The sequence below is a fragment of the Escherichia sp. F1 genome (genome assembly GCF_046764225.1).
GTDB classification, from domain to species: domain Bacteria; phylum Pseudomonadota; class Gammaproteobacteria; order Enterobacterales; family Enterobacteriaceae; genus Escherichia; species Escherichia coli.
Genome location: NZ_CP177202.1, coordinates 1,323,063 through 1,342,615 on the forward strand (window position 1 = coordinate 1,323,063; position 19,553 = coordinate 1,342,615).

17 protein-coding genes are annotated in these 19,553 nt (G+C 50.6%); 7 read left to right on the plus strand and 10 right to left on the minus strand.

Translation table 11 applies throughout. The features are described from left to right. Positions 1 to 26: 26 nt before the first annotated feature. A complete protein-coding gene (gene xseA / locus ACK8NJ_RS06290) occupies positions 27 to 1,397 on the minus strand; it encodes an exodeoxyribonuclease VII large subunit (RefSeq protein ID WP_112066135.1) in 1,371 nt (456 codons plus the stop codon). Positions 1,398 to 1,558: 161 nt separating this feature from the next. Between xseA and guaB the strand changes: the two genes are divergently transcribed. Together guaB and guaA are read left to right on the plus strand one after the other, a co-directional pair. Beyond that, complete coding sequence (gene guaB, locus ACK8NJ_RS06295) at positions 1,559 to 3,025, plus strand: IMP dehydrogenase (RefSeq protein ID WP_001299507.1); 1,467 nt, start codon at positions 1,559 to 1,561, stop codon at positions 3,023 to 3,025. A gap of 68 nt (positions 3,026 to 3,093) precedes the next feature. Continuing rightward, the gene (gene guaA, locus ACK8NJ_RS06300) at positions 3,094 to 4,671 is read left to right on the plus strand and encodes a glutamine-hydrolyzing GMP synthase (RefSeq protein WP_000138279.1); all 1,578 of its coding nucleotides are present in this window, start codon (positions 3,094 to 3,096) and stop codon (positions 4,669 to 4,671) included. Positions 4,672 to 4,763: 92 nt separating this feature from the next. Here guaA and ACK8NJ_RS06305 read toward each other — a convergent pair whose 3' ends face one another. The 3 genes from ACK8NJ_RS06305 to ACK8NJ_RS06315 all read right to left on the minus strand — a co-directional run bounded on the left by ACK8NJ_RS06305 (position 4,764) and on the right by ACK8NJ_RS06315 (position 6,339). Further along, complete coding sequence (locus ACK8NJ_RS06305) at positions 4,764 to 5,303, minus strand: DUF5384 family protein (RefSeq protein ID WP_000755178.1); 540 nt, start codon at positions 5,301 to 5,303, stop codon at positions 4,764 to 4,766. A 15-nt stretch (positions 5,304 to 5,318) separates the two neighbouring features. After that, complete coding sequence (locus tag ACK8NJ_RS06310) at positions 5,319 to 5,837, minus strand: glycine zipper 2TM domain-containing protein (protein ID WP_001295476.1); 519 nt, start codon at positions 5,835 to 5,837, stop codon at positions 5,319 to 5,321. Between the two features lie 310 nt (positions 5,838 to 6,147). Then, positions 6,148 to 6,339 carry a YfgG family protein gene (locus tag ACK8NJ_RS06315; RefSeq protein WP_000076001.1) on the minus strand — a complete coding sequence of 64 codons (192 nt, stop codon included), beginning with the start codon at positions 6,337 to 6,339 and terminating at the stop codon, positions 6,148 to 6,150. A 17-nt stretch (positions 6,340 to 6,356) separates the two neighbouring features. On the opposite strand from ACK8NJ_RS06315, the gene ACK8NJ_RS06320 reads away from it, so the two are divergent. Further along, the gene (locus tag ACK8NJ_RS06320; RefSeq protein WP_000017552.1) at positions 6,357 to 6,509 is read left to right on the plus strand and encodes a hypothetical protein; all 153 of its coding nucleotides are present in this window, start codon (positions 6,357 to 6,359) and stop codon (positions 6,507 to 6,509) included. A 181-nt stretch (positions 6,510 to 6,690) separates the two neighbouring features. Next, complete coding sequence (gene pdeF, locus ACK8NJ_RS06325; RefSeq protein WP_000772741.1) at positions 6,691 to 8,934, plus strand: cyclic-guanylate-specific phosphodiesterase PdeF; 2,244 nt, start codon at positions 6,691 to 6,693, stop codon at positions 8,932 to 8,934. Between the two features lie 38 nt (positions 8,935 to 8,972). Here the strand turns inward: pdeF and ppx are convergent, their stop codons facing one another. From ppx to purM, 4 genes are all read right to left on the minus strand, one after another. Continuing rightward, entirely contained in the window at positions 8,973 to 10,514 is a 1,542-nt protein-coding gene (gene ppx / locus ACK8NJ_RS06330; protein ID WP_001121363.1) for an exopolyphosphatase, read from the minus strand. Positions 10,515 to 10,518: 4 nt separating this feature from the next. Next, positions 10,519 to 12,585 carry a polyphosphate kinase 1 gene (ppk1, locus tag ACK8NJ_RS06335; protein ID WP_000529576.1) on the minus strand — a complete coding sequence of 689 codons (2,067 nt, stop codon included), beginning with the start codon at positions 12,583 to 12,585 and terminating at the stop codon, positions 10,519 to 10,521. A 170-nt stretch (positions 12,586 to 12,755) separates the two neighbouring features. Then, entirely contained in the window at positions 12,756 to 13,394 is a 639-nt protein-coding gene (gene purN, locus ACK8NJ_RS06340; RefSeq protein ID WP_001028614.1) for a phosphoribosylglycinamide formyltransferase, read from the minus strand. After that, positions 13,394 to 14,431 (minus strand): phosphoribosylformylglycinamidine cyclo-ligase, encoded by a 1,038-nt coding sequence (gene purM, locus ACK8NJ_RS06345; protein WP_001295474.1) that lies wholly within the window; start codon positions 14,429 to 14,431, stop codon positions 13,394 to 13,396. The genes purN and purM overlap by 1 nt, the downstream gene beginning before the upstream one ends. Positions 14,432 to 14,755: 324 nt before the next feature. On the opposite strand from purM, the gene upp reads away from it, so the two are divergent. The 3 genes from upp to ACK8NJ_RS06360 all read left to right on the plus strand — a co-directional run bounded on the left by upp (position 14,756) and on the right by ACK8NJ_RS06360 (position 17,553). Further along, positions 14,756 to 15,382 (plus strand): uracil phosphoribosyltransferase, encoded by a 627-nt coding sequence (gene upp, locus ACK8NJ_RS06350; RefSeq protein WP_001295473.1) that lies wholly within the window; start codon positions 14,756 to 14,758, stop codon positions 15,380 to 15,382. A gap of 85 nt (positions 15,383 to 15,467) precedes the next feature. Further along, positions 15,468 to 16,757, plus strand: a complete 1,290-nt coding sequence (gene uraA / locus ACK8NJ_RS06355; RefSeq protein WP_000198328.1) for a uracil permease — start codon at positions 15,468 to 15,470, stop codon at positions 16,755 to 16,757. 94 nt (positions 16,758 to 16,851) lie between these two features. Then, positions 16,852 to 17,553: a DnaA inactivator Hda gene (locus ACK8NJ_RS06360; RefSeq protein ID WP_001307333.1), complete on the plus strand. Its 702-nt coding sequence runs from the start codon at positions 16,852 to 16,854 to the stop codon at positions 17,551 to 17,553. Between the two features lie 137 nt (positions 17,554 to 17,690). Here ACK8NJ_RS06360 and arsC read toward each other — a convergent pair whose 3' ends face one another. Together arsC and bepA are read right to left on the minus strand one after the other, a co-directional pair. After that, positions 17,691 to 18,050, minus strand: coding sequence for an arsenate reductase (glutaredoxin) (gene arsC / locus ACK8NJ_RS06365; RefSeq protein WP_001544804.1), 360 nt, complete (start codon positions 18,048 to 18,050; stop codon positions 17,691 to 17,693). 20 nt (positions 18,051 to 18,070) lie between these two features. After that, a complete protein-coding gene (bepA, locus tag ACK8NJ_RS06370) occupies positions 18,071 to 19,534 on the minus strand; it encodes a beta-barrel assembly-enhancing protease (RefSeq protein WP_042097064.1) in 1,464 nt (487 codons plus the stop codon). Positions 19,535 to 19,553: the final 19 nt, after the last annotated feature.

Sequence of the window (19,553 nt, forward strand, 5' to 3'; positions counted from 1 at the left end):
ATCTGGCGTGGCCTGGGAGCTACGAATTAGCTGTTTTTTTTGCGTGGTTTGCGGGTTTTCGCCACGTCGCTCACTACGCTTACCACCACGCCATCATTCAAACGCGTGGTCAGCGTATCGCCCGCTTTTACCTGTTTGACCTGCTTTAACACCGCGCCATCTGCGGCGCTGGTGACGCTATAACCACGCGCCAGCGTCGAAAGCGGGCTAACTGCTTCCAGGTGCGTTACTGCATTACCAAACCGTTCTCGCGTTGCGCTCAGTTGCGCGCGCAACGTTTCTGCCAGGCGATATTCCAGTTGTTGAATTCGCGTCTGTGCGCGGTGAATACGCGGCTGCGGATTTTGCTGGTTTAGCCGCTGCGTTAACCGCTGCTGCTGTTGCCCGGCGCGCTTAAGCTGATTTTCCAGCGCAAAGCTCATCCGTTTTTGCAGGCGTTCAAGCATGGTTTGCTGGCGTGCCAGCCGGAGCTGTGGATGCTGCTGCTGCAAGCGATGATGGATCTGCGTAAAACGACGCGTGCGGTTGGCGAGATAATAATCCATCGCCATCTCCAGCCGTTGACGGGCCGATTGCACCTGGCGCAGTAACTCTTGCTGATTGCGGCTCACTACTTCAGCGGCGGCCGAGGGCGTTGGCGCACGCAAATCAGCGACAAAATCGGCAATCGTCACATCGGTTTCATGCCCGACGGCACTCACTACCGGAATGCGGCTGGCAAAAATCGCCCGCGCTACGCGTTCGTCGTTAAAACTCCATAAATCTTCCAGCGAACCGCCGCCGCGCCCGACGATTAACACGTCGCACTCGTTTCGCTGATTCGCCAGCTCAATGGCGCGAACAATTTGCCCCGGCGCGTCATCGCCCTGAACGGCGGTGGGGTAGATGATCACCGGCAGAGAAGGATCGCGACGTTTTAACACATGCAAAATATCATGTAGCGCAGCACCGGTTTTTGAAGTGATCACACCGACGCAATGCGCAGGGGAAGGAAGTGGTTTTTTGTATTGCTGATCGAACAGACCTTCAGCCTGTAATTTCGCTTTAAGCTGTTCGTACTTTTGTTGCAGCAACCCTTCACCGGCAGGCTGCATACTTTCGACGATTATTTGGTAGTCACCGCGCGGCTCGTAGAGCGTAATATTGGCGCGAACTAAAACCTGTTGCCCATGCTGTGGGCGAAAGGTCACCCGTCGATTGCTGTTACGGAACATCGCACAGCGCACCTGCGCGGTATCGTCTTTAAGCGTAAAGTACCAGTGACCGGAAGCCGGTTGTGTGAAATTAGAAATTTCGCCGCTGATCCACACCTGTCCCATCTCATGCTCAAGCAGCAGACGAACCGTTTGATTCAGGCGACTAACGGTAAAAATTGCAGAGGATTGAGAAGGTAACATGTGAGCGAGATCAAATTCTAAATCAGCAGGTTATTCAGTCGATAGTAACCCGCCCTCCGGGGATAGCAAGCATTTTTTGCAAAAAGGGGTAGATGCAATCGGTTACGCTCTGTATAATGCCGCGGCAATATTTATTAACCACTCTGGTCGAGATATTGCCCATGCTACGTATCGCTAAAGAAGCTCTGACGTTTGACGACGTTCTCCTCGTTCCTGCTCATTCTACCGTTCTGCCGAATACTGCTGACCTCAGCACCCAGCTGACGAAAACTATTCGTCTGAATATCCCTATGCTTTCCGCAGCAATGGATACCGTAACGGAAGCGCGCCTGGCTATTGCTCTGGCTCAGGAAGGCGGTATCGGCTTTATCCACAAAAACATGTCCATTGAACGCCAGGCAGAAGAAGTTCGCCGTGTGAAAAAACACGAATCTGGGGTGGTAACTGACCCGCAGACTGTTTTGCCAACCACGACGCTGCGCGAAGTGAAAGAACTGACTGAACGTAACGGCTTTGCGGGTTACCCGGTCGTTACCGAAGAAAACGAACTGGTCGGCATCATCACCGGTCGTGACGTGCGTTTTGTGACCGATCTGAATCAACCGGTTAGCGTTTACATGACGCCGAAAGAGCGTCTGGTAACTGTGCGTGAAGGCGAAGCCCGTGAAGTGGTGCTGGCAAAAATGCACGAAAAACGCGTTGAAAAGGCGCTGGTGGTTGATGACGAATTCCACCTGATCGGCATGATCACTGTGAAAGACTTCCAGAAAGCGGAACGTAAACCGAACGCCTGTAAAGACGAGCAAGGCCGTCTGCGTGTTGGTGCAGCGGTTGGCGCTGGCGCTGGTAACGAAGAGCGTGTCGACGCGCTGGTTGCCGCAGGCGTTGACGTTCTGCTGATCGACTCCTCTCACGGTCACTCTGAAGGCGTTCTGCAGCGTATCCGTGAAACTCGTGCTAAATATCCGGATCTGCAAATCATCGGCGGCAACGTGGCAACAGCTGCGGGGGCACGCGCTCTGGCAGAAGCTGGTTGCAGCGCGGTTAAAGTCGGTATCGGCCCTGGCTCTATCTGTACGACTCGTATCGTGACTGGCGTAGGTGTTCCGCAGATCACCGCCGTTGCTGATGCAGTAGAAGCCCTGGAAGGCACCGGTATTCCGGTTATCGCTGACGGCGGTATCCGTTTCTCAGGCGATATCGCCAAAGCTATCGCCGCAGGTGCAAGCGCGGTAATGGTGGGTTCCATGCTGGCGGGTACTGAAGAATCTCCGGGTGAAATCGAACTCTACCAGGGCCGTTCTTACAAATCTTACCGTGGGATGGGCTCTCTGGGTGCGATGTCCAAAGGTTCTTCTGACCGTTACTTCCAGAGCGACAACGCTGCCGACAAACTGGTGCCGGAAGGTATCGAAGGTCGCGTGGCCTATAAAGGTCGCCTGAAAGAGATCATTCACCAGCAGATGGGCGGCCTGCGCTCCTGTATGGGCCTGACCGGCTGTGGTACTATCGACGAACTGCGTACTAAAGCGGAGTTTGTACGTATCAGCGGTGCGGGCATTCAGGAAAGCCACGTTCACGACGTGACCATTACTAAAGAGTCCCCGAACTACCGTCTGGGCTCCTGATTCTCTTCGCCCGACTTCATGTCGGGCGATTTATATTATCTGTTTCACTTGCCTCGGAATAAGCGTCAATGACGGAAAACATTCATAAGCATCGCATCCTCATTCTGGACTTCGGTTCTCAGTACACTCAACTGGTTGCGCGCCGCGTGCGTGAGCTGGGTGTTTACTGCGAACTGTGGGCGTGGGATGTGACAGAAGCACAAATTCGTGACTTCAACCCAAGCGGCATTATTCTTTCCGGCGGCCCGGAAAGTACCACTGAAGAAAACAGCCCGCGTGCGCCGCAGTATGTTTTTGAAGCAGGCGTACCGGTATTCGGCGTTTGCTATGGCATGCAGACCATGGCGATGCAGTTGGGCGGTCACGTTGAAGCCTCTAACGAACGTGAATTTGGCTACGCGCAGGTTGAAGTCGTAAACGACAGCGCACTGGTTCGCGGTATCGAAGATGCGCTGACCGCAGACGGTAAACCGCTGCTCGATGTCTGGATGAGCCACGGCGATAAAGTTACCGCTATCCCGTCCGACTTCGTCACCGTAGCCAGCACCGAAAGCTGCCCGTTTGCCATTATGGCTAACGAAGAAAAACGCTTCTATGGCGTACAGTTCCACCCGGAAGTGACTCACACCCGCCAGGGTATGCGCATGCTGGAGCGTTTTGTGCGTGATATCTGCCAGTGTGAAGCCCTGTGGACGCCAGCGAAAATTATCGACGATGCTGTAGCTCGCATCCGCGAGCAGGTAGGCGACGATAAAGTGATCCTCGGCCTCTCTGGTGGTGTGGATTCCTCCGTAACCGCAATGCTGCTGCACCGCGCTATCGGTAAAAACCTGACTTGCGTATTCGTCGACAACGGCCTGCTGCGTCTCAACGAAGCAGAGCAGGTTCTGGATATGTTTGGCGATCACTTTGGTCTGAACATTGTTCACGTTCCGGCAGAAGCTCGCTTCCTGTCAGCGTTGGCCGGCGAAAACGATCCGGAAGCAAAACGTAAAATCATCGGGCGCGTTTTCGTTGAAGTATTCGATGAAGAAGCACTGAAACTGGAAGACGTGAAGTGGCTGGCGCAGGGCACTATCTACCCTGACGTTATCGAATCTGCTGCTTCTGCAACCGGTAAAGCACATGTCATCAAATCTCACCACAACGTGGGCGGCCTGCCGAAAGAGATGAAGATGGGCCTGGTTGAACCGCTGAAAGAGCTGTTCAAAGACGAAGTGCGTAAGATTGGTCTGGAGCTGGGCCTGCCGTACGACATGCTGTACCGTCACCCGTTCCCGGGACCAGGCCTTGGCGTTCGTGTTCTGGGTGAAGTGAAGAAAGAGTATTGTGACCTGCTGCGCCGTGCCGACGCCATCTTCATTGAAGAACTGCGTAAAGCGGACCTGTACGACAAAGTCAGCCAGGCATTCACCGTCTTCCTGCCGGTACGTTCCGTTGGCGTAATGGGCGATGGTCGTAAGTATGACTGGGTTGTTTCTCTGCGTGCTGTCGAAACCATCGACTTTATGACCGCACACTGGGCGCATCTGCCGTACGATTTCCTCGGTCGCGTATCCAACCGCATTATCAATGAAGTGAACGGTATTTCCCGCGTGGTGTATGACATCAGCGGCAAGCCACCAGCGACTATTGAGTGGGAATAATTTGACCCTGCATTATGAATGAACAAAACCCTCTGTTACTACAGAGGGTTTTTTATACTCACGAATCATAGGCTTGAAGTTACTGACATCGCTTAGTTAAACCAGCTGTCCGATTTATTCTCTTCTGCTTTGCCCACGCTTTTCATCAGATCTCGACCGCCCTCAGTCATATTCCTGTTTGCGTCAGCTTCAGATTGCACCACATCGGTTTGCGCAGCTTTGTGCTTCAGTTCCTGATCGATAAATTCGTTTTCTCGCTTAACGCGGGCTTCTTCTTTCGCCAGCGCCAGTTTTTGTTTCTGAATCTCTAAGCTGCGTAGCTCATCTTCATAACTTTGATCGCGTTTTTTGTCCGCAGTGGCTTCGGCGTCCAGTTTATCCTGACGAGCTTTCTTATTCGCCGCTGCCGTTGCCGCTCTTTTATTAGCCGCGGCCTGGGCGTTTGCGCGACGTTGCTTCTCTTGCTGGATTTCCCTGTTGCGCTCCGCGACCCATTCGTCATGCTGCCTTTGCTCTTCATTTTTACCTTGCTGTTCCGCTTCTGCGACAGCAGAGAGTTGATCCTGCAATGATGAGGCGATAGCCGGATAGCTTAAGGAGGCTAAGATGGCGCAAAGAAAAACTTTCTTCATGACTCCTCCTGATTATTAGCTCTTTTCAGGACATTTGGTATTTGGCTGAATACGCGTTTCGTTATACGTCGTGGTAATAACAACGGCTAAACCTGTCGTAAACTGGCACTCTTTACCCACCTGGGTGGAGGTATACACTTTGGTGCCTTCCTTATACGTTAGAGAAACACCTTCCACTAAGGTTTTATCATTCACCATAGAACCCGCTGCCGCGCCAACAGCTCCGCCGCCAACTGCACCTGCCGTCGTTCCGGAATTGCTGCCAGACCCCACGTTGTGGCCGATTACACCGCCAGCGACTGCACCAATAAGCGCGCCGAAGGCTTGTGCGTTTCGTTTATTTTGGGAGTTGTCTACGGCAACTTTTGCGGGAAGAATGGAAATAATATTAACGGTTTTAGTTTCTTGTTTGGTATTCAGTTGATCGGTTTGATAAACATCGGCGGCATGATCATCAGCATTTGACTGGCATCCTGCCAGAGTGAATGACGCTAACATTGCCACAGGCAGAAGACATTTTTTAAATTTCATCACTATTCCTTGTTATACACATTACTAAAAATAAGACATTTAAGATCATCAAAAGAAGAAAGTAAATGTATTGCGTATAAAGGAATAGATTAAATTTATTAAAATTCATGTGGGAAATAATTTATAAAAATACATCATTAAAATATATGTATTAATTTTATATTTATTTCGCAGCCAAACAGGATAAACATCAGTCAGGACAAAGACGTAAAATTTAAGATGAAAGAATATCTGCCGCTTTGATAATCCCAAAGAGCAAAAGCATCCGACAGCGAGGTGCCGTTATGTTCTGTGAAAGTGGAGAAGGTAACCGCTAACGTTGTACCGGTGATTCGACGGAGAGTGTGGATTGCTGAGCTTCTTTTTTGCTCTGATGGTGCTGCCATGCACCGACGGACGAGTAGATAAAACGGCCAAAGAAGAAGATAAAGCTGATGAGCAGTACGATACGGGTCATGCGACTGTTAAATCGGTGTCGTTTTCGCATACTGGTTGCCTGACTCACAAAAGGTTCCTTGAAGTATGTCCCACGCTGTGGACGGTACTTACATTAAGGCACAACAGGACAAAATGGTCAATTCTTCGTTATGTAAAAAAGCGTCAGTGGATACATATTTTAATGTTATGGAAGTTAATTTAATTATTTACAATGATGATGTAATAATGATGAATTAACATGATAAACGTAATAATTCATTAATCAGGGTTATTTTGTTTGATATATATCAATTGGAACTTTCATATGACACTTAGAATCAATGCTCTCTATAGTGATGAATAATCATCATTTGAAGTCAGGTGGGATGCCTGTCTGAATACACCTCCTTCAGGATGTGGGGGATTCTGCTGAGCATCTATGAAACTGAATGCAACTTATATAAAAATACGTGATAAATGGTGGGGGCTTCCGCTGTTCCTGCCTTCTTTAATCTTGCCCATTTTCGCCCACATTAATACTTTCGCGCATATTTCTTCCGGTGAGGTTTTTCTCTTTTATCTGCCTCTGGCTCTGATGATCAGCATGATGATGTTTTTCAGCTGGGCGGCATTGCCAGGGATCGCCTTAGGGATTTTTGTCCGCAAATATGCAGAGCTGGGTTTTTACGAAACGCTCTCATTAACGGCTAATTTTATTATCATTATCATTCTCTGTTGGGGCGGTTACAGGGTCTTTACTCCCCGGCGTAACAACGTTTCACATGGTGATACCCGTTTAATTTCCCAGCGTATATTCTGGCAGATTGTGTTTCCTGCAACGCTGTTTCTGATACTTTTCCAGTTTGCTGCGTTTGTAGGATTACTGGCGAGCAGAGAAAATCTGGTCGGCGTCATGCCTTTTAACCTCGGGACCTTAATCAATTATCAGGCCTTACTGGTGGGCAATCTGATTGGTGTCCCGCTGTGCTACTTCATCATTCGTGTAGTGCGAAATCCGTTTTATTTACGTAGTTATTATTCGCAATTAAAACAGCAGGTTGATGTCAAAGTCACCAAAAAAGAGTTCGCACTCTGGCTACTGGCATTAGGTGCTTTACTGCTGCTGTTATGCATGCCGTTAAATGAAAAAAGCACAATTTTTAGCACCAACTATACCTTGTCATTATTGCTGCCCCTGATGATGTGGGGAGCGATGCGCTATGGTTATAAGCTGATTTCGCTGCTCTGGGCGGTCGTGTTGATGATCAGCATCCACAGCTATCAAAATTACATTCCCATTTATCCTGGCTATACCACGCAGCTGACCATAACCTCCTCCAGTTATCTGGTATTCTCTTTTATTGTCAATTATATGGCTGTACTGGCAACCCGTCAGAGAGCGGTTGTCAGACGCATTCAGCGGCTTGCGTATGTGGACCCGGTAGTTCATCTGCCAAATGTTCGCGCCCTGAATCGCGCGTTGCGTGATGCCCCCTGGTCTGCGCTTTGTTATTTACGCATCCCTGGCATGGAAATGCTGGTTAAGAACTATGGCATCATGCTGCGGATTCAATACAAGCAAAAACTTTCTCACTGGCTGTCACCCTTGCTGGAACCGGGTGAGGATGTTTATCAGCTTTCGGGTAACGATCTCGCGCTGCGACTGAATACAGAATCGCACCAGGAGCGCATTACCGAACTGGATAGCCATCTCAAGCAATTTCGTTTCTTTTGGGATGGTATGCCGATGCAACCGCAGATTGGCGTCAGTTACTGCTATGTGCGCTCCCCAGTCAATCATATCTACCTGCTGCTGGGAGAGCTAAATACGGTCGCCGAGCTTTCCATCGTGACCAACGCCCCGGAAAATATGCAGCGTCGCGGAGCAATGTATTTGCAACGCGAATTGAAAGATAAAGTCGCGATGATGAATCGGCTACAGCAGGCGCTGGAACACAACCATTTTTTCCTGATGGCCCAGCCGATTACCGGTATGCGTGGTGATGTCTACCATGAAATTCTTCTGCGCATGAAAGGTGAGAATGATGAACTGATCAGCCCCGACAGCTTCTTGCCGGTCGCGCACGAATTTGGTTTATCGTCGAGTATCGACATGTGGGTCATTGAGCATACGCTGCAATTTATGGCTGAAAACAGAGCGAAGATGCCCGCTCACCGTTTTGCGATTAATCTGTCGCCAACCTCGGTATGTCAGGCTCGTTTTCCCGTTGAAGTCAGTCAGCTGCTGGCTAAATATCAAATTGAAGCGTGGCAACTTATTTTTGAAGTCACCGAAAGTAATGCTCTGACCAATGTTAAGCAGGCGCAAATCACCTTGCAGCATCTTCAGGAATTAGGCTGCCAGATTGCGATTGATGATTTCGGCACCGGCTACGCCAGCTATGCGCGGCTTAAAAATGTGAATGCCGATTTGCTTAAAATTGACGGCAGTTTTATCCGCAATATTGTGTCAAATAGTCTGGATTATCAGATAGTTGCGTCGATTTGCCACCTGGCGCGAATGAAGAAAATGCGGGTAGTGGCAGAGTACGTTGAAAACGAAGAGATCCGCGAGGCGGTGCTCTCTTTGGGGATCGATTATATGCAGGGTTATCTTATTGGTAAGCCGCAACCGTTAATTGATACGCTGAATGAAATCGAACCCATTCGCGAAAGTGCCTGAATAATGCAGGCCGACATTTCTTGTCGGCCTGCAAAGCATTAAGCGGCGATTTCTGGTGTACTTTCTTCTTCAATTTTCAACCGCCAGCCAGCCACGCCTTCCCAGTATTCTTGCTCCTTTTCCAGATCAAGCAGTACCAGCGCATTCTGACTAAACCAGTCATGCGGAAAACGCAGTGTCCAGTGACTGTCATCGGTAATCAGCGTCAATGTTGGCGGTGTGGTGGTTGCCTGACGTTGATTATTGAGTAATACGCCAAGGCGCAATAGCTGAATCAGTGGCAGGAACTGTTTCTTCTTAAACAAGGTAAAGCGCGGCAGATCGTCGAGCTTAATCGCTTTACGGTGATAGCGCACCAGCGTCGCCATCATCAACTGCTGTTCCTGATTAAAACCCGGCAAGTCGCTGTTTTGCAGAATATAAGCGGAGTGGCGATGCAAACCGCTGTGGTTGATATTCAACCCGACCTCATGCAGCATGGCGGCCCATCGCAGTAGCGCCTCCAGTTGCGGATGCGCCAGCTTCGGTTGCTGTTCCCGCCACTGTTCGTACATTTGCATAGTGGTATCCAGCACCCGTCGGGCCTGTTCGCTGTCGATGTGATACTGGTTGGCGAGGCTGCTGGCGGTGCGACTACGCACATCCTGATGACGGAAACGTCCTTCCATTTCATACAGTACGCCTTCGCGTAACGCCCCGTCAGAAAGGCGCAGTTCACGGATGGCTAAAGCATCAAACACACCGCATAAAATCGCCAGTCCAGGAACGAAGACTGTTTTCCGTTCTTCGGAAAGACCCGGTAAACTCAGCGATGCGAAATTACGGTGACGTAAAACTTCTTTTACCAGTTTTTCCAGACGTTCCGGGGTAATTATCCCGTCTTTCTCGCCCATTTCCATTAAGACTTCATGGGCGGCTTTTATGGTACCGGAAGCGCCCATTGCAACATTCCAGCCCTGAATTCGAAATTGCCAGGTTAAAGTTTCCAGTTTTTGTGCTGCCGCCATGCGAGCGCGCTGAAAATTCTCTTTATTGATGACCCCGCCAGGGAAATAAAGCTGGGCAAAGCTGACACAACCCATCCGGCGGCTTTCAACGAGAATCGGTTCGAAATTTTCACCAATCACCAGTTCCGTAGATCCGCCGCCAATGTCAATAACCAGTTTGCGACCTTTCTCCGGTTGGGTATGTTCCACGCCCATAAAAATCAGACGGGCTTCTTCATTACCGGAAATAATTTCAATCGGGTAGGGAATGACCTTTTCCGCGCGTTTCAGAAAGTCAGTGGCGTTCAGCGCCTGACGCAGCGTATGGGTGCCGACTATACAGACGCTGGCAGGAGAAAAACCTTGTAGCCGTTCGGCAAACAGCGACAGACAGTTCAAACCGCGCGTCATTGCCTCTTCACTCAACATATTATCTGGCCCCAGGCCGTCCGCCAGATGCACCCGCTGTTTCAGGCGGCCAATAATCTGCATGGCACCATCTACCACACGGGCTATGACCATGTGAAAACTGTTTGAACCAAGATCGACCGCAGCAAACTCCTGCGGACGAGGGGATTTATCGTGTATTGGCATAGGGTTATTCAGGTTGTTCGAGTGATTTGATGTAGTCGTAAATCGCCAACTGCGCCCGTACTTTGCGGCGATTGCCGCGGGGAACGTAGCGATTACTGAGTTCTTTATCGATATAACGTGCTTTGACCGTATCGCTGAACAATATGTCGATGATGTCCAGCACCCGCTGCTTCAGGCGCGGATCGAGCAGCGGTGTCGCCACTTCAATACGATAATCAATATTGCGCGTCATCCAGTCGGCGGAAGAAAGGTAGACCTTTTTATCGCCGCCATTTTCAAAAATATAAACCCGGTCATGTTCAAGGTAACGGTCAACAATACTGATGGCCCGAATGTTGTCGCTAATACCTTCCAGATTGGGGATCAGCGAACACATTCCGCGAACCAGCAGATTAACCGGTACGCCGGAGCTGGAGGCCGCATACAGACGATCAACCAGGCCTTTATCGACAAGGTTATTTAGCTTCAGGGTGATACCACTGGGCAGCCCTTGCTGCGCGTTGGCGATCTCGCGGTCCACCATTTCATACAACAGGCGGCGGGAGTTTTGCGGCGACACCATTAAATAATCAAATGTCACCGGGCGGTATGGGTTTTCAATAAAGTTGAACACCCGCCGTACTTCGTTGGTGATGCGCGCATCGGCGGTCAGCAACGAATAGTCAGTATAAAGACGCGCGGTTTTTTCGTTAAAATTCCCGGTCCCGATGTGTGCGTAACGCACCACTTCACCGTTTTCTTTACGTGAAATCAGGAACAGTTTGGCGTGAATTTTCAGCCCCGGCGCAGAGAAGATAACGTGCACGCCTGCTTCGGTCAGGCGCTTCGCCCAGTGAATGTTGGCTTCTTCGTCGAAACGCGCCTGTAACTCAACCACCACGGTGACTTTCTTACCGTTGTGTGCGGCGTGGATCATCGAGTCGATGATGCGTGAATCTTTCGCCACGCGGTAAATGTTAATTTTAATCGCCAGTACGCTTGGGTCGAACGAAGCCTGACGCAGCAGTTCCAGTACATGCTCAAAGGTATGATAAGGATAATAGAGCAACACATCGCGTTCGCGAATAGCATCAAAACCATTGCGGAACTGGGCTTTATCAAACCAAATGTGGCGTAAACGTGGCAGTGGTTTGTTCACCAGATTGGCTTTGCCGACATTGGGGAAATTAATAAAGTCTTTAAAATTATGATAACGACCGCCGGGGACGATGGAGTCGTAGCGGGAAATAGTCAGTTTTTCGCGTAACACTTCAACCAGCGCATTGGGCATATCGCGCTGATAAACAAAACGCACCGGCTCAGCAGTTAAACGCTGCTTGAGACTGGAAGACATCAACTCCATCAGGCTGGCTTCCATCTCATGCACTAAATCGTATTCGGCATCGCGGGTCATCTTCATTGAATAGGCATTCAGCGCGTCATAATCAAAGAAGCCTTTGAAAATATCATCAAGGCAGTAACGCAGAATGTTATCCAGAAGAATCATCGGCTTGCGTCGACGCGGCGCTTCTGGCGGTAAATTCACAAAGCGTGGCACTTTATCTGATGGGATCTCCAGCAGCGCGTAACGGATGGTATCGCCACGGATAATTTCCACCGCCAGATAGGTGTAATCATCTTTCAGGAACTGCACTAAATCAGTGTCAGGATTGATTAAAATCGGCGTAATGTGCTGACGCAGATACTGCTTAAAATAATGACGCAGCCAGTTTTGTTGATTGACGGAGAGTTGGCGTTCATTAATCAGGAAGATCTGGTTGCGCGCCATCTCCAGCAACAGCTCGTTGTAGAGGCCGTCGAATTCCTGATCGGCTTTCAGCACCCGGGACTGAATTTTGCCCAGTAAATGGCGGGAATGAGAGTTGGAACCTTGTTCTTCGCTAATAATGATGCGTCGCTTCAGTTCAGCGAAGCGGACTTTATAGAACTCATCAAGGTTATTGGAATAGATCCCCAGGAAACGCATCCTTTCAATCAGCGGGTTAGATTTGTCCGCCGCTTCCTGAAGCACGCGTTCATTGAACGATAACCAACTGAGCTCTTTTTCGATGTATAGCTTTTCCTGACCCATTACCACTTTTACTCCGTTTTATTCACGGGACACTGCCTGGATATTATGGCGAGCAATATTGGCAGATGTCCAACTATGCCAGAAAAGGGGAAAAAAAACTGCTGGAGCTTGCGATTTACAGGTGAATTGAAAAACGCCAGCGGCAGAGCTGGCGCTTTAACTACGGGGCATTACTCGTCGGCAGCGTAGCCCTGCGGCGGCAGACGTTGACCATCCAGCCACGCGGCGTTTTCGTGCATTTTCAGACGACCATCGGCAAACCAGCTAATCACCAGTGGATAAATAGCGTGTTCCTGGGTTTGCACGCGGGCGGTGATGTCATCCTCCGTATCACCAGCAAATACCGGGACTTTCGCCTGTAAAATAACCGGGCCACCGTCCAGTTCATCGGTGACGAAATGCACCGATGTACCGTGCTCTTCATCGCCATTTTCCAGCGCCTGACGATGGGTGTGTAATCCGGGATATTTCGGCAGCAGAGAAGGGTGAATGTTCAGCAAACGCCCGGCATAGTGGGAGACAAACGCCGGGCTGAGAATGCGCATAAAACCAGCCAGCACGACCACATCGGGTGCGTACATGTCGATTTCATGAATCAACTCCCGGTCATAGGCTTCACGACTGTCAAACGCGCTGGCGATGAGCGTATGCGTTGCAATACCCGCCTGGCGGGCGCGTTCAAGGCCGAACGCGTCGGCCTTATTGCTGAAAACTGCCCGTACGGTGCCTTTAATTTTGTTGGTTTTGCAGGCGTCAATAATTGCCTGCAAATTACTTCCGTTGCCGGAAATAAGCACCACAATATTCATTATTCGATAACCACGCGTTGTTCGGAATCAGAGGCTTTGATGATACCGATTTTCCACGCGTTTTCACCGTTGGCATTGAGCAGGGCGAGGGCTTTGTCCACTTCCGGAGCAGGCAGGGCAATAATCATCCCGACGCCGCAGTTGAAGGTGCGATACATTTCATGGCGCTCAACGTTACCTGCCGTTTGCAGCCAGTTGAACACTTCCGGCCACTGCCAGGATGATTCATCAATCACTGCCTGAGTATTATCTGGCAATACGCGCGGAATGTTTTCCCAGAAGCCGCCGCCGGTCAGGTGCGCAATAGCATGCACATCGACCTTTTCAATCAACTCCAGCACGGACTTCACGTAAATGCGGGTCGGTGCCAGCAGATGATCGGCTAATGGCTTACCATCAAGTTCGGTGGTTTGCGGATCACAACCGCTGACTTCAAGAATTTTGCGCACCAGCGAATAGCCGTTCGAGTGCGGACCGCTGGAGCCGAGTGCAATCAGCACATCGCCATCGCTGACTTTAGAGCCGTCGATGATTTCTGATTTTTCTACCACGCCAACGCAGAAACCAGCGACATCGTAATCTTCACCGTGATACATCCCCGGCATTTCTGCCGTTTCGCCACCCACCAGTGAACAGCCCGATTGCAGACAACCTTCCGCAATGCCACTGATCACCGCTGAAGCGGTATCCACATCCAGTTTTCCGGTTGCGTAATAGTCGAGGAAAAACAGCGGTTCCGCACCTTGCACCACCAGGTCATTAACGCACATGGCGACCAGATCAATACCAATGGTGTCGTGACGTTTTAAGTCCATTGCCAGACGCAGCTTGGTACCTACGCCGTCAGTGCCGGAAACCAGCACGGGTTCACGATATTTTTGCGGCAATGCACACAGCGCACCGAAGCCGCCCAGACCGCCCATCACTTCCGGACGACGCGTTTTCTTCACTACGCCTTTGATTCTTCCAACCAGAGCATTACCCGCGTCAATATCAACACCGGCATCTTTGTAGCTAAGAGAGGTTTTATCGGTCACTGCTTGGGTCCCCACGCGTTACTTGCGGTAGAAAAATAAAATTCGGCGCAATTCTAACAGGGAAAGCAAACGTTTGCGAGACTGCTTTACACAACCTTTTTGCACGTCTTTTCCCCAGGCGCGCGGCAAAACAATACTTGTACCAGGGCAAAGGATCGTTTTCGGATGGAATAATCTTCTTCCATAACCATTTGAATACAAAATAACTTTATCTCAAACCGTTATCATTTTGACTAAAGTCAACGAAAATAATATTGCCGGCTTGAAGAAAGGAGGTATAATCCGTCGATTTTTTTTGTGGCTGCCCCTCAAAGGAGAAAGAGTATGAAGATCGTGGAAGTCAAACACCCACTCGTCAAACACAAGCTGGGACTGATGCGTGAGCAAGATATCAGCACCAAGCGCTTTCGCGAACTCGCTTCCGAAGTGGGTAGCCTGCTGACTTACGAAGCGACCGCCGACCTCGAAACGGAAAAAGTAACTATCGAAGGCTGGAACGGCCCGGTAGAAATCGACCAGATCAAAGGTAAGAAAATTACCGTTGTGCCAATTCTGCGTGCGGGTCTTGGGATGATGGACGGTGTGCTGGAAAACGTTCCGAGCGCGCGCATCAGCGTTGTCGGTATGTACCGTAATGAAGAAACGCTGGAGCCGGTACCGTACTTCCAGAAACTGGTTTCTAACATCGATGAGCGTATGGCGCTGATCGTTGACCCAATGCTGGCAACCGGTGGTTCCGTTATCGCCACCATCGACCTGCTGAAAAAAGCGGGCTGCAGCAGCATCAAAGTTCTGGTGCTGGTAGCTGCGCCAGAAGGTATCGCAGCGCTGGAAAAAGCGCACCCGGACGTCGAACTGTATACTGCATCGATTGACCAGGGACTGAACGAGCACGGATACATTATTCCGGGCCTCGGCGATGCCGGTGACAAAATCTTTGGTACGAAATAAAGAATAAAAATAATTAAAGCCGACTTTAAGAGTCGGCTTTTTTTTGAGTAAAGCGCCTATAACACATAATACAGAGGATAATACTATGACGCGCCGTGCTATCGGGGTGAGTGAAAGACCGCCACTTTTACAGACAATCCCGCTTAGTTTGCAACATTTGTTCGCCATGTTTGGTGCAACCGTCCTGGTGCCCGTCTTATTTCATATTAACCCGGCGACTGTACTGTTATTTAACGGTATAGGAACACTGCTGTATCTCTTCATCTGTAAAGGGAAAATTCCGGCTTATCTTGGTTCCAGCTTTGCCTTTATTTCACCGGTATTGTTACTGTTGCCGTTGGGGTATGAAGTCGCGCTGGGCGGCTTTATTATGTGCGGCGTGCTGTTCTGCCTGGTTTCTTTTATCGTGAAGAAAGCGGGGACCGGCTGGCTGGACGTGCTGTTTCCACCTGCGGCAATGGGCGCAATCGTTGCCGTCATCGGTCTGGAGCTGGCGGGCGTAGCTGCCGGTATGGCAGGTTTACTCCCGGCTGAAGGGCAAACTCCAGACTCCAAAACCATCATCATCTCCATTACCACGCTGGCGGTTACGGTTTTAGGTTCCGTGCTGTTTCGTGGTTTCCTGGCAATTATCCCGATTTTAATTGGCGTGCTGGTGGGCTACGCGCTCTCTTTCGCAATGGGAATTGTCGATACCACGCCGATTATTAATGCTCACTGGTTTGCGCTGCCAACTCTCTATACGCCGCGCTTCGAGTGGTTTGCCATTCTGACTATTCTGCCAGCGGCGTTAGTGGTTATTGCCGAACACGTAGGGCACCTGGTGGTAACGGCTAATATCGTCAAAAAAGATCTGCTGCGCGATCCAGGTCTGCACCGTTCGATGTTTGCTAACGGCTTGTCGACCGTGATCTCCGGCTTCTTTGGCTCCACGCCAAATACCACCTACGGGGAAAACATTGGCGTGATGGCGATCACCCGTGTTTACAGTACCTGGGTTATCGGCGGGGCAGCGATTTTCGCTATCCTGCTTTCCTGCGTCGGTAAACTGGCTGCTGCTATCCAGATGATCCCATTGCCGGTGATGGGCGGCGTTTCGCTGCTGCTTTATGGTGTCATTGGTGCTTCCGGTATTCGTGTTTTGATCGAATCGAAAGTGGATTACAACAAAGCACAGAACCTGATCCTGACTTCCGTGATTTTGATCATCGGTGTCAGTGGCGCGAAGGTAAACATCGGCGCGGCGGAGCTGAAAGGTATGGCGCTGGCGACCATCGTCGGTATCGGCTTAAGTTTGATCTTCAAACTGATTAGTGTGCTGCGCCCTGAAGAAGTGGTGCTGGACGCAGAAGACGCGGATATAACAGACAAATAATGTACCGACCGGGCAGTGTTGCTGCCCGGTTCAAACATCATGGGATTCTGTGGTAAACTTCTCGCGATTTTGTGAAATCCTGGTTGAGGTATCTCTGAACACACCGGCACAGCTCTCTTTGCCACTTTATCTTCCTGACGACGAAACCTTTGCAAGTTTCTGGCCGGGGGATAACTCCTCTTTACTGGCCGCGCTGCAAAACGTGCTGCGTCAGGAACATAGCGGTTACATCTATCTCTGGGCACGCGAAGGCGCGGGGCGCAGCCATCTGCTGCACGCGGCTTGCGCGGAATTGTCGCAGCGTGGCGATGCGGTGGGCTATGTCCCGCTGGATAAACGCACCTGGTTTGTTCCGGAAGTGCTCGACGGTATGGAGCATTTGTCGCTGGTCTGTATCGACAACATTGAGTGTATTGCAGGCGATGAGTTGTGGGAGATGGCGATTTTCGATCTCTACAATCGAATTCTGGAATCGGGCAAAACACGGTTGTTAATCACCGGCGATCGTCCACCGCGGCAGTTGAATCTTGGATTACCGGATCTCGCGTCGCGTCTCGACTGGGGGCAGATCTACAAATTGCAGCCACTTTCTGATGAAGATAAGTTGCAGGCGCTACAGTTACGCGCGCGTTTGCGTGGTTTTGAACTGCCGGAAGATGTGGGGCGTTTCTTGCTGAAGCGGCTCGACAGAGAGATGCGCACGTTATTTATGACGTTGGATCAGTTGGATCGTGCGTCGATTACCGCGCAACGTAAGCTGACCATTCCGTTTGTGAAAGAAATTCTGAAGTTGTAGATAAGGTGTTTATTGTCGGATGCGGCGCGAACGCCTTATCCGAACTACGCGAAGTTAATCCATAGTATTCGTAGGCCGGATAAGACGTGGCAAGCGTCGCATCCGGCAATGTGCTTCAACTAGCGATGGAGCACTTCTTAACCCACGATTTCCAGTACCTGCTCCGGTGGACGACCAATCCGCGCTTTGCCATCCGCGACCACAATCGGGCGCTCCATTAGCTTCGGATTATCCACCATTGCCTGAATCAGCGCCTCTTCGCTAAGCGAACTGTCAGCCAGGTTCAGTTCTTTATAAAGATCCTCTTTCTGGCGCATCAATTCACGGGCGCTATTCATCCCCAGCATTTTCAGCAAATCACGCAGCGTTGCCGCATCGGCGGGTGTCTCAAGGTAGAGCACCACTTCTGGCTCCACGCCGTTTTCTTTCAGCAGGTTCAGCGTTTCCCGGCTCTTTGAACAGCGTGGGTTATGGTAGATTTTTACCTGTTTGGTCATTGTTCTTCCTTTAATGCGAATTACATCTTGGTATAAGGCTTAAAGCGTTCCTGCAGCTGGTGCAACTGGTCGATGCGCGCATCGTAACGCGCTTGTTGCAGGCTGCCTAATTTCACCTGCGAACTGGCGCTACTCAACAGCGAAATGGCCTGATCGAGTCGTCCGGCGAGCGCATAACCTTCTGCTCGCGCAGCCAGCTCCTGATCGCGGTTATTTAGCGCGGCTTCCGCCTGTGCCAGCAAATCCCAGCCGTTGCTGTCATCTTTATTATTAAAGGTGTAGCGATTCAGAATATTGGCCGCTTCTTGTGGTTGACCGCCTTGCAGATAAGCGTTCGCCAGGTTGAGCTGCAACACCGGATTGGTGCGTAAATCGCGGGCATTTTTCAGACGATTGATCGCCTCATTGGCTTTGTTTTGCCCAAGATCGATATCAGTAGCCAGATCGAGATACCATGCGTTGCCAGGTTCTGCCGCCAGTAACGGTTGCAGCGTTTTACGCGCCTCGTCGTATTTATTGGCTTCCATCGCCTGTAAAGCACGACCATATTGTGCTGCTCGTTGCTGACGAACGTTTCCTTTCGCCCATTCATCCAGCAAATCACTGGTGAGCTGGTTACGTCCGGAATTATACATCCCCAGTGTGCGCGCTTTCGCCAGATAGAAATCTTCTGACGACTGCACCACCATCGGGCGCATCTGATTAGCACGGTTGCGGGCATCTGCCAGACGACTTTCCGGCAACGGGTGAGTCAATAAAATTTCCGGCGGACGCGAGGAGTAACGCGCCTGATCGAGTAATTTTTCGAGGAAGGTCGGCATCGCCTGCGGATCGAATCCCGAGCGTTGCAGCACCTGAATACCAATGCGGTCCGCTTCCTGTTCATTTTGCTGGGTGAAACTGATCATCCCCTGGCGCGTTCCCGCCAGTGTACCGGTCAGCGCCGCCATCCCCGCCTGCGGACTGGCCATCGCCAGTAAAATAGAACCTAACGCGCCGACCCAGGTCAGCGGCGCGCTGCGCTGCTGATCTTCCATCGCTCGCGCCAGGTGACGTTGGGTGACGTGGGAGATTTCGTGCGCCATAACTGAAGCCAGTTGACTTTCGTTATCGGAATAACGGAACAGGGCAGAGTGCAGCACCACGTTGCCGCCAAAGAAAGCAAAGGCGTTAATTTCGTCGTTGTTGATCAGAAAGAAATGAAACGGTGTCTTAACCGAATTGGCATGCGAAACCAGACGCATCCCCAGCGAATTAATATATTGGGTTAACAGCGGGTCATTAATTAACGGCGCGCTGCCGCGTAGCTGGCGGACATAATAGTCGCCCATCTGCATTTCCTGACCAATGGAAAGCGTGCTTCCTGCGGAGGTTCCCATATCCGGCAAGGTGTCTGCGCTGTCGGCAAACGCCGGGGCTACCTGACCAATGGTCATAGCAGCAATGAGGGTTGCAACCAGGTTTTTTTTCAACTGCCTGAACATAACCTCTATCCTGTATTTC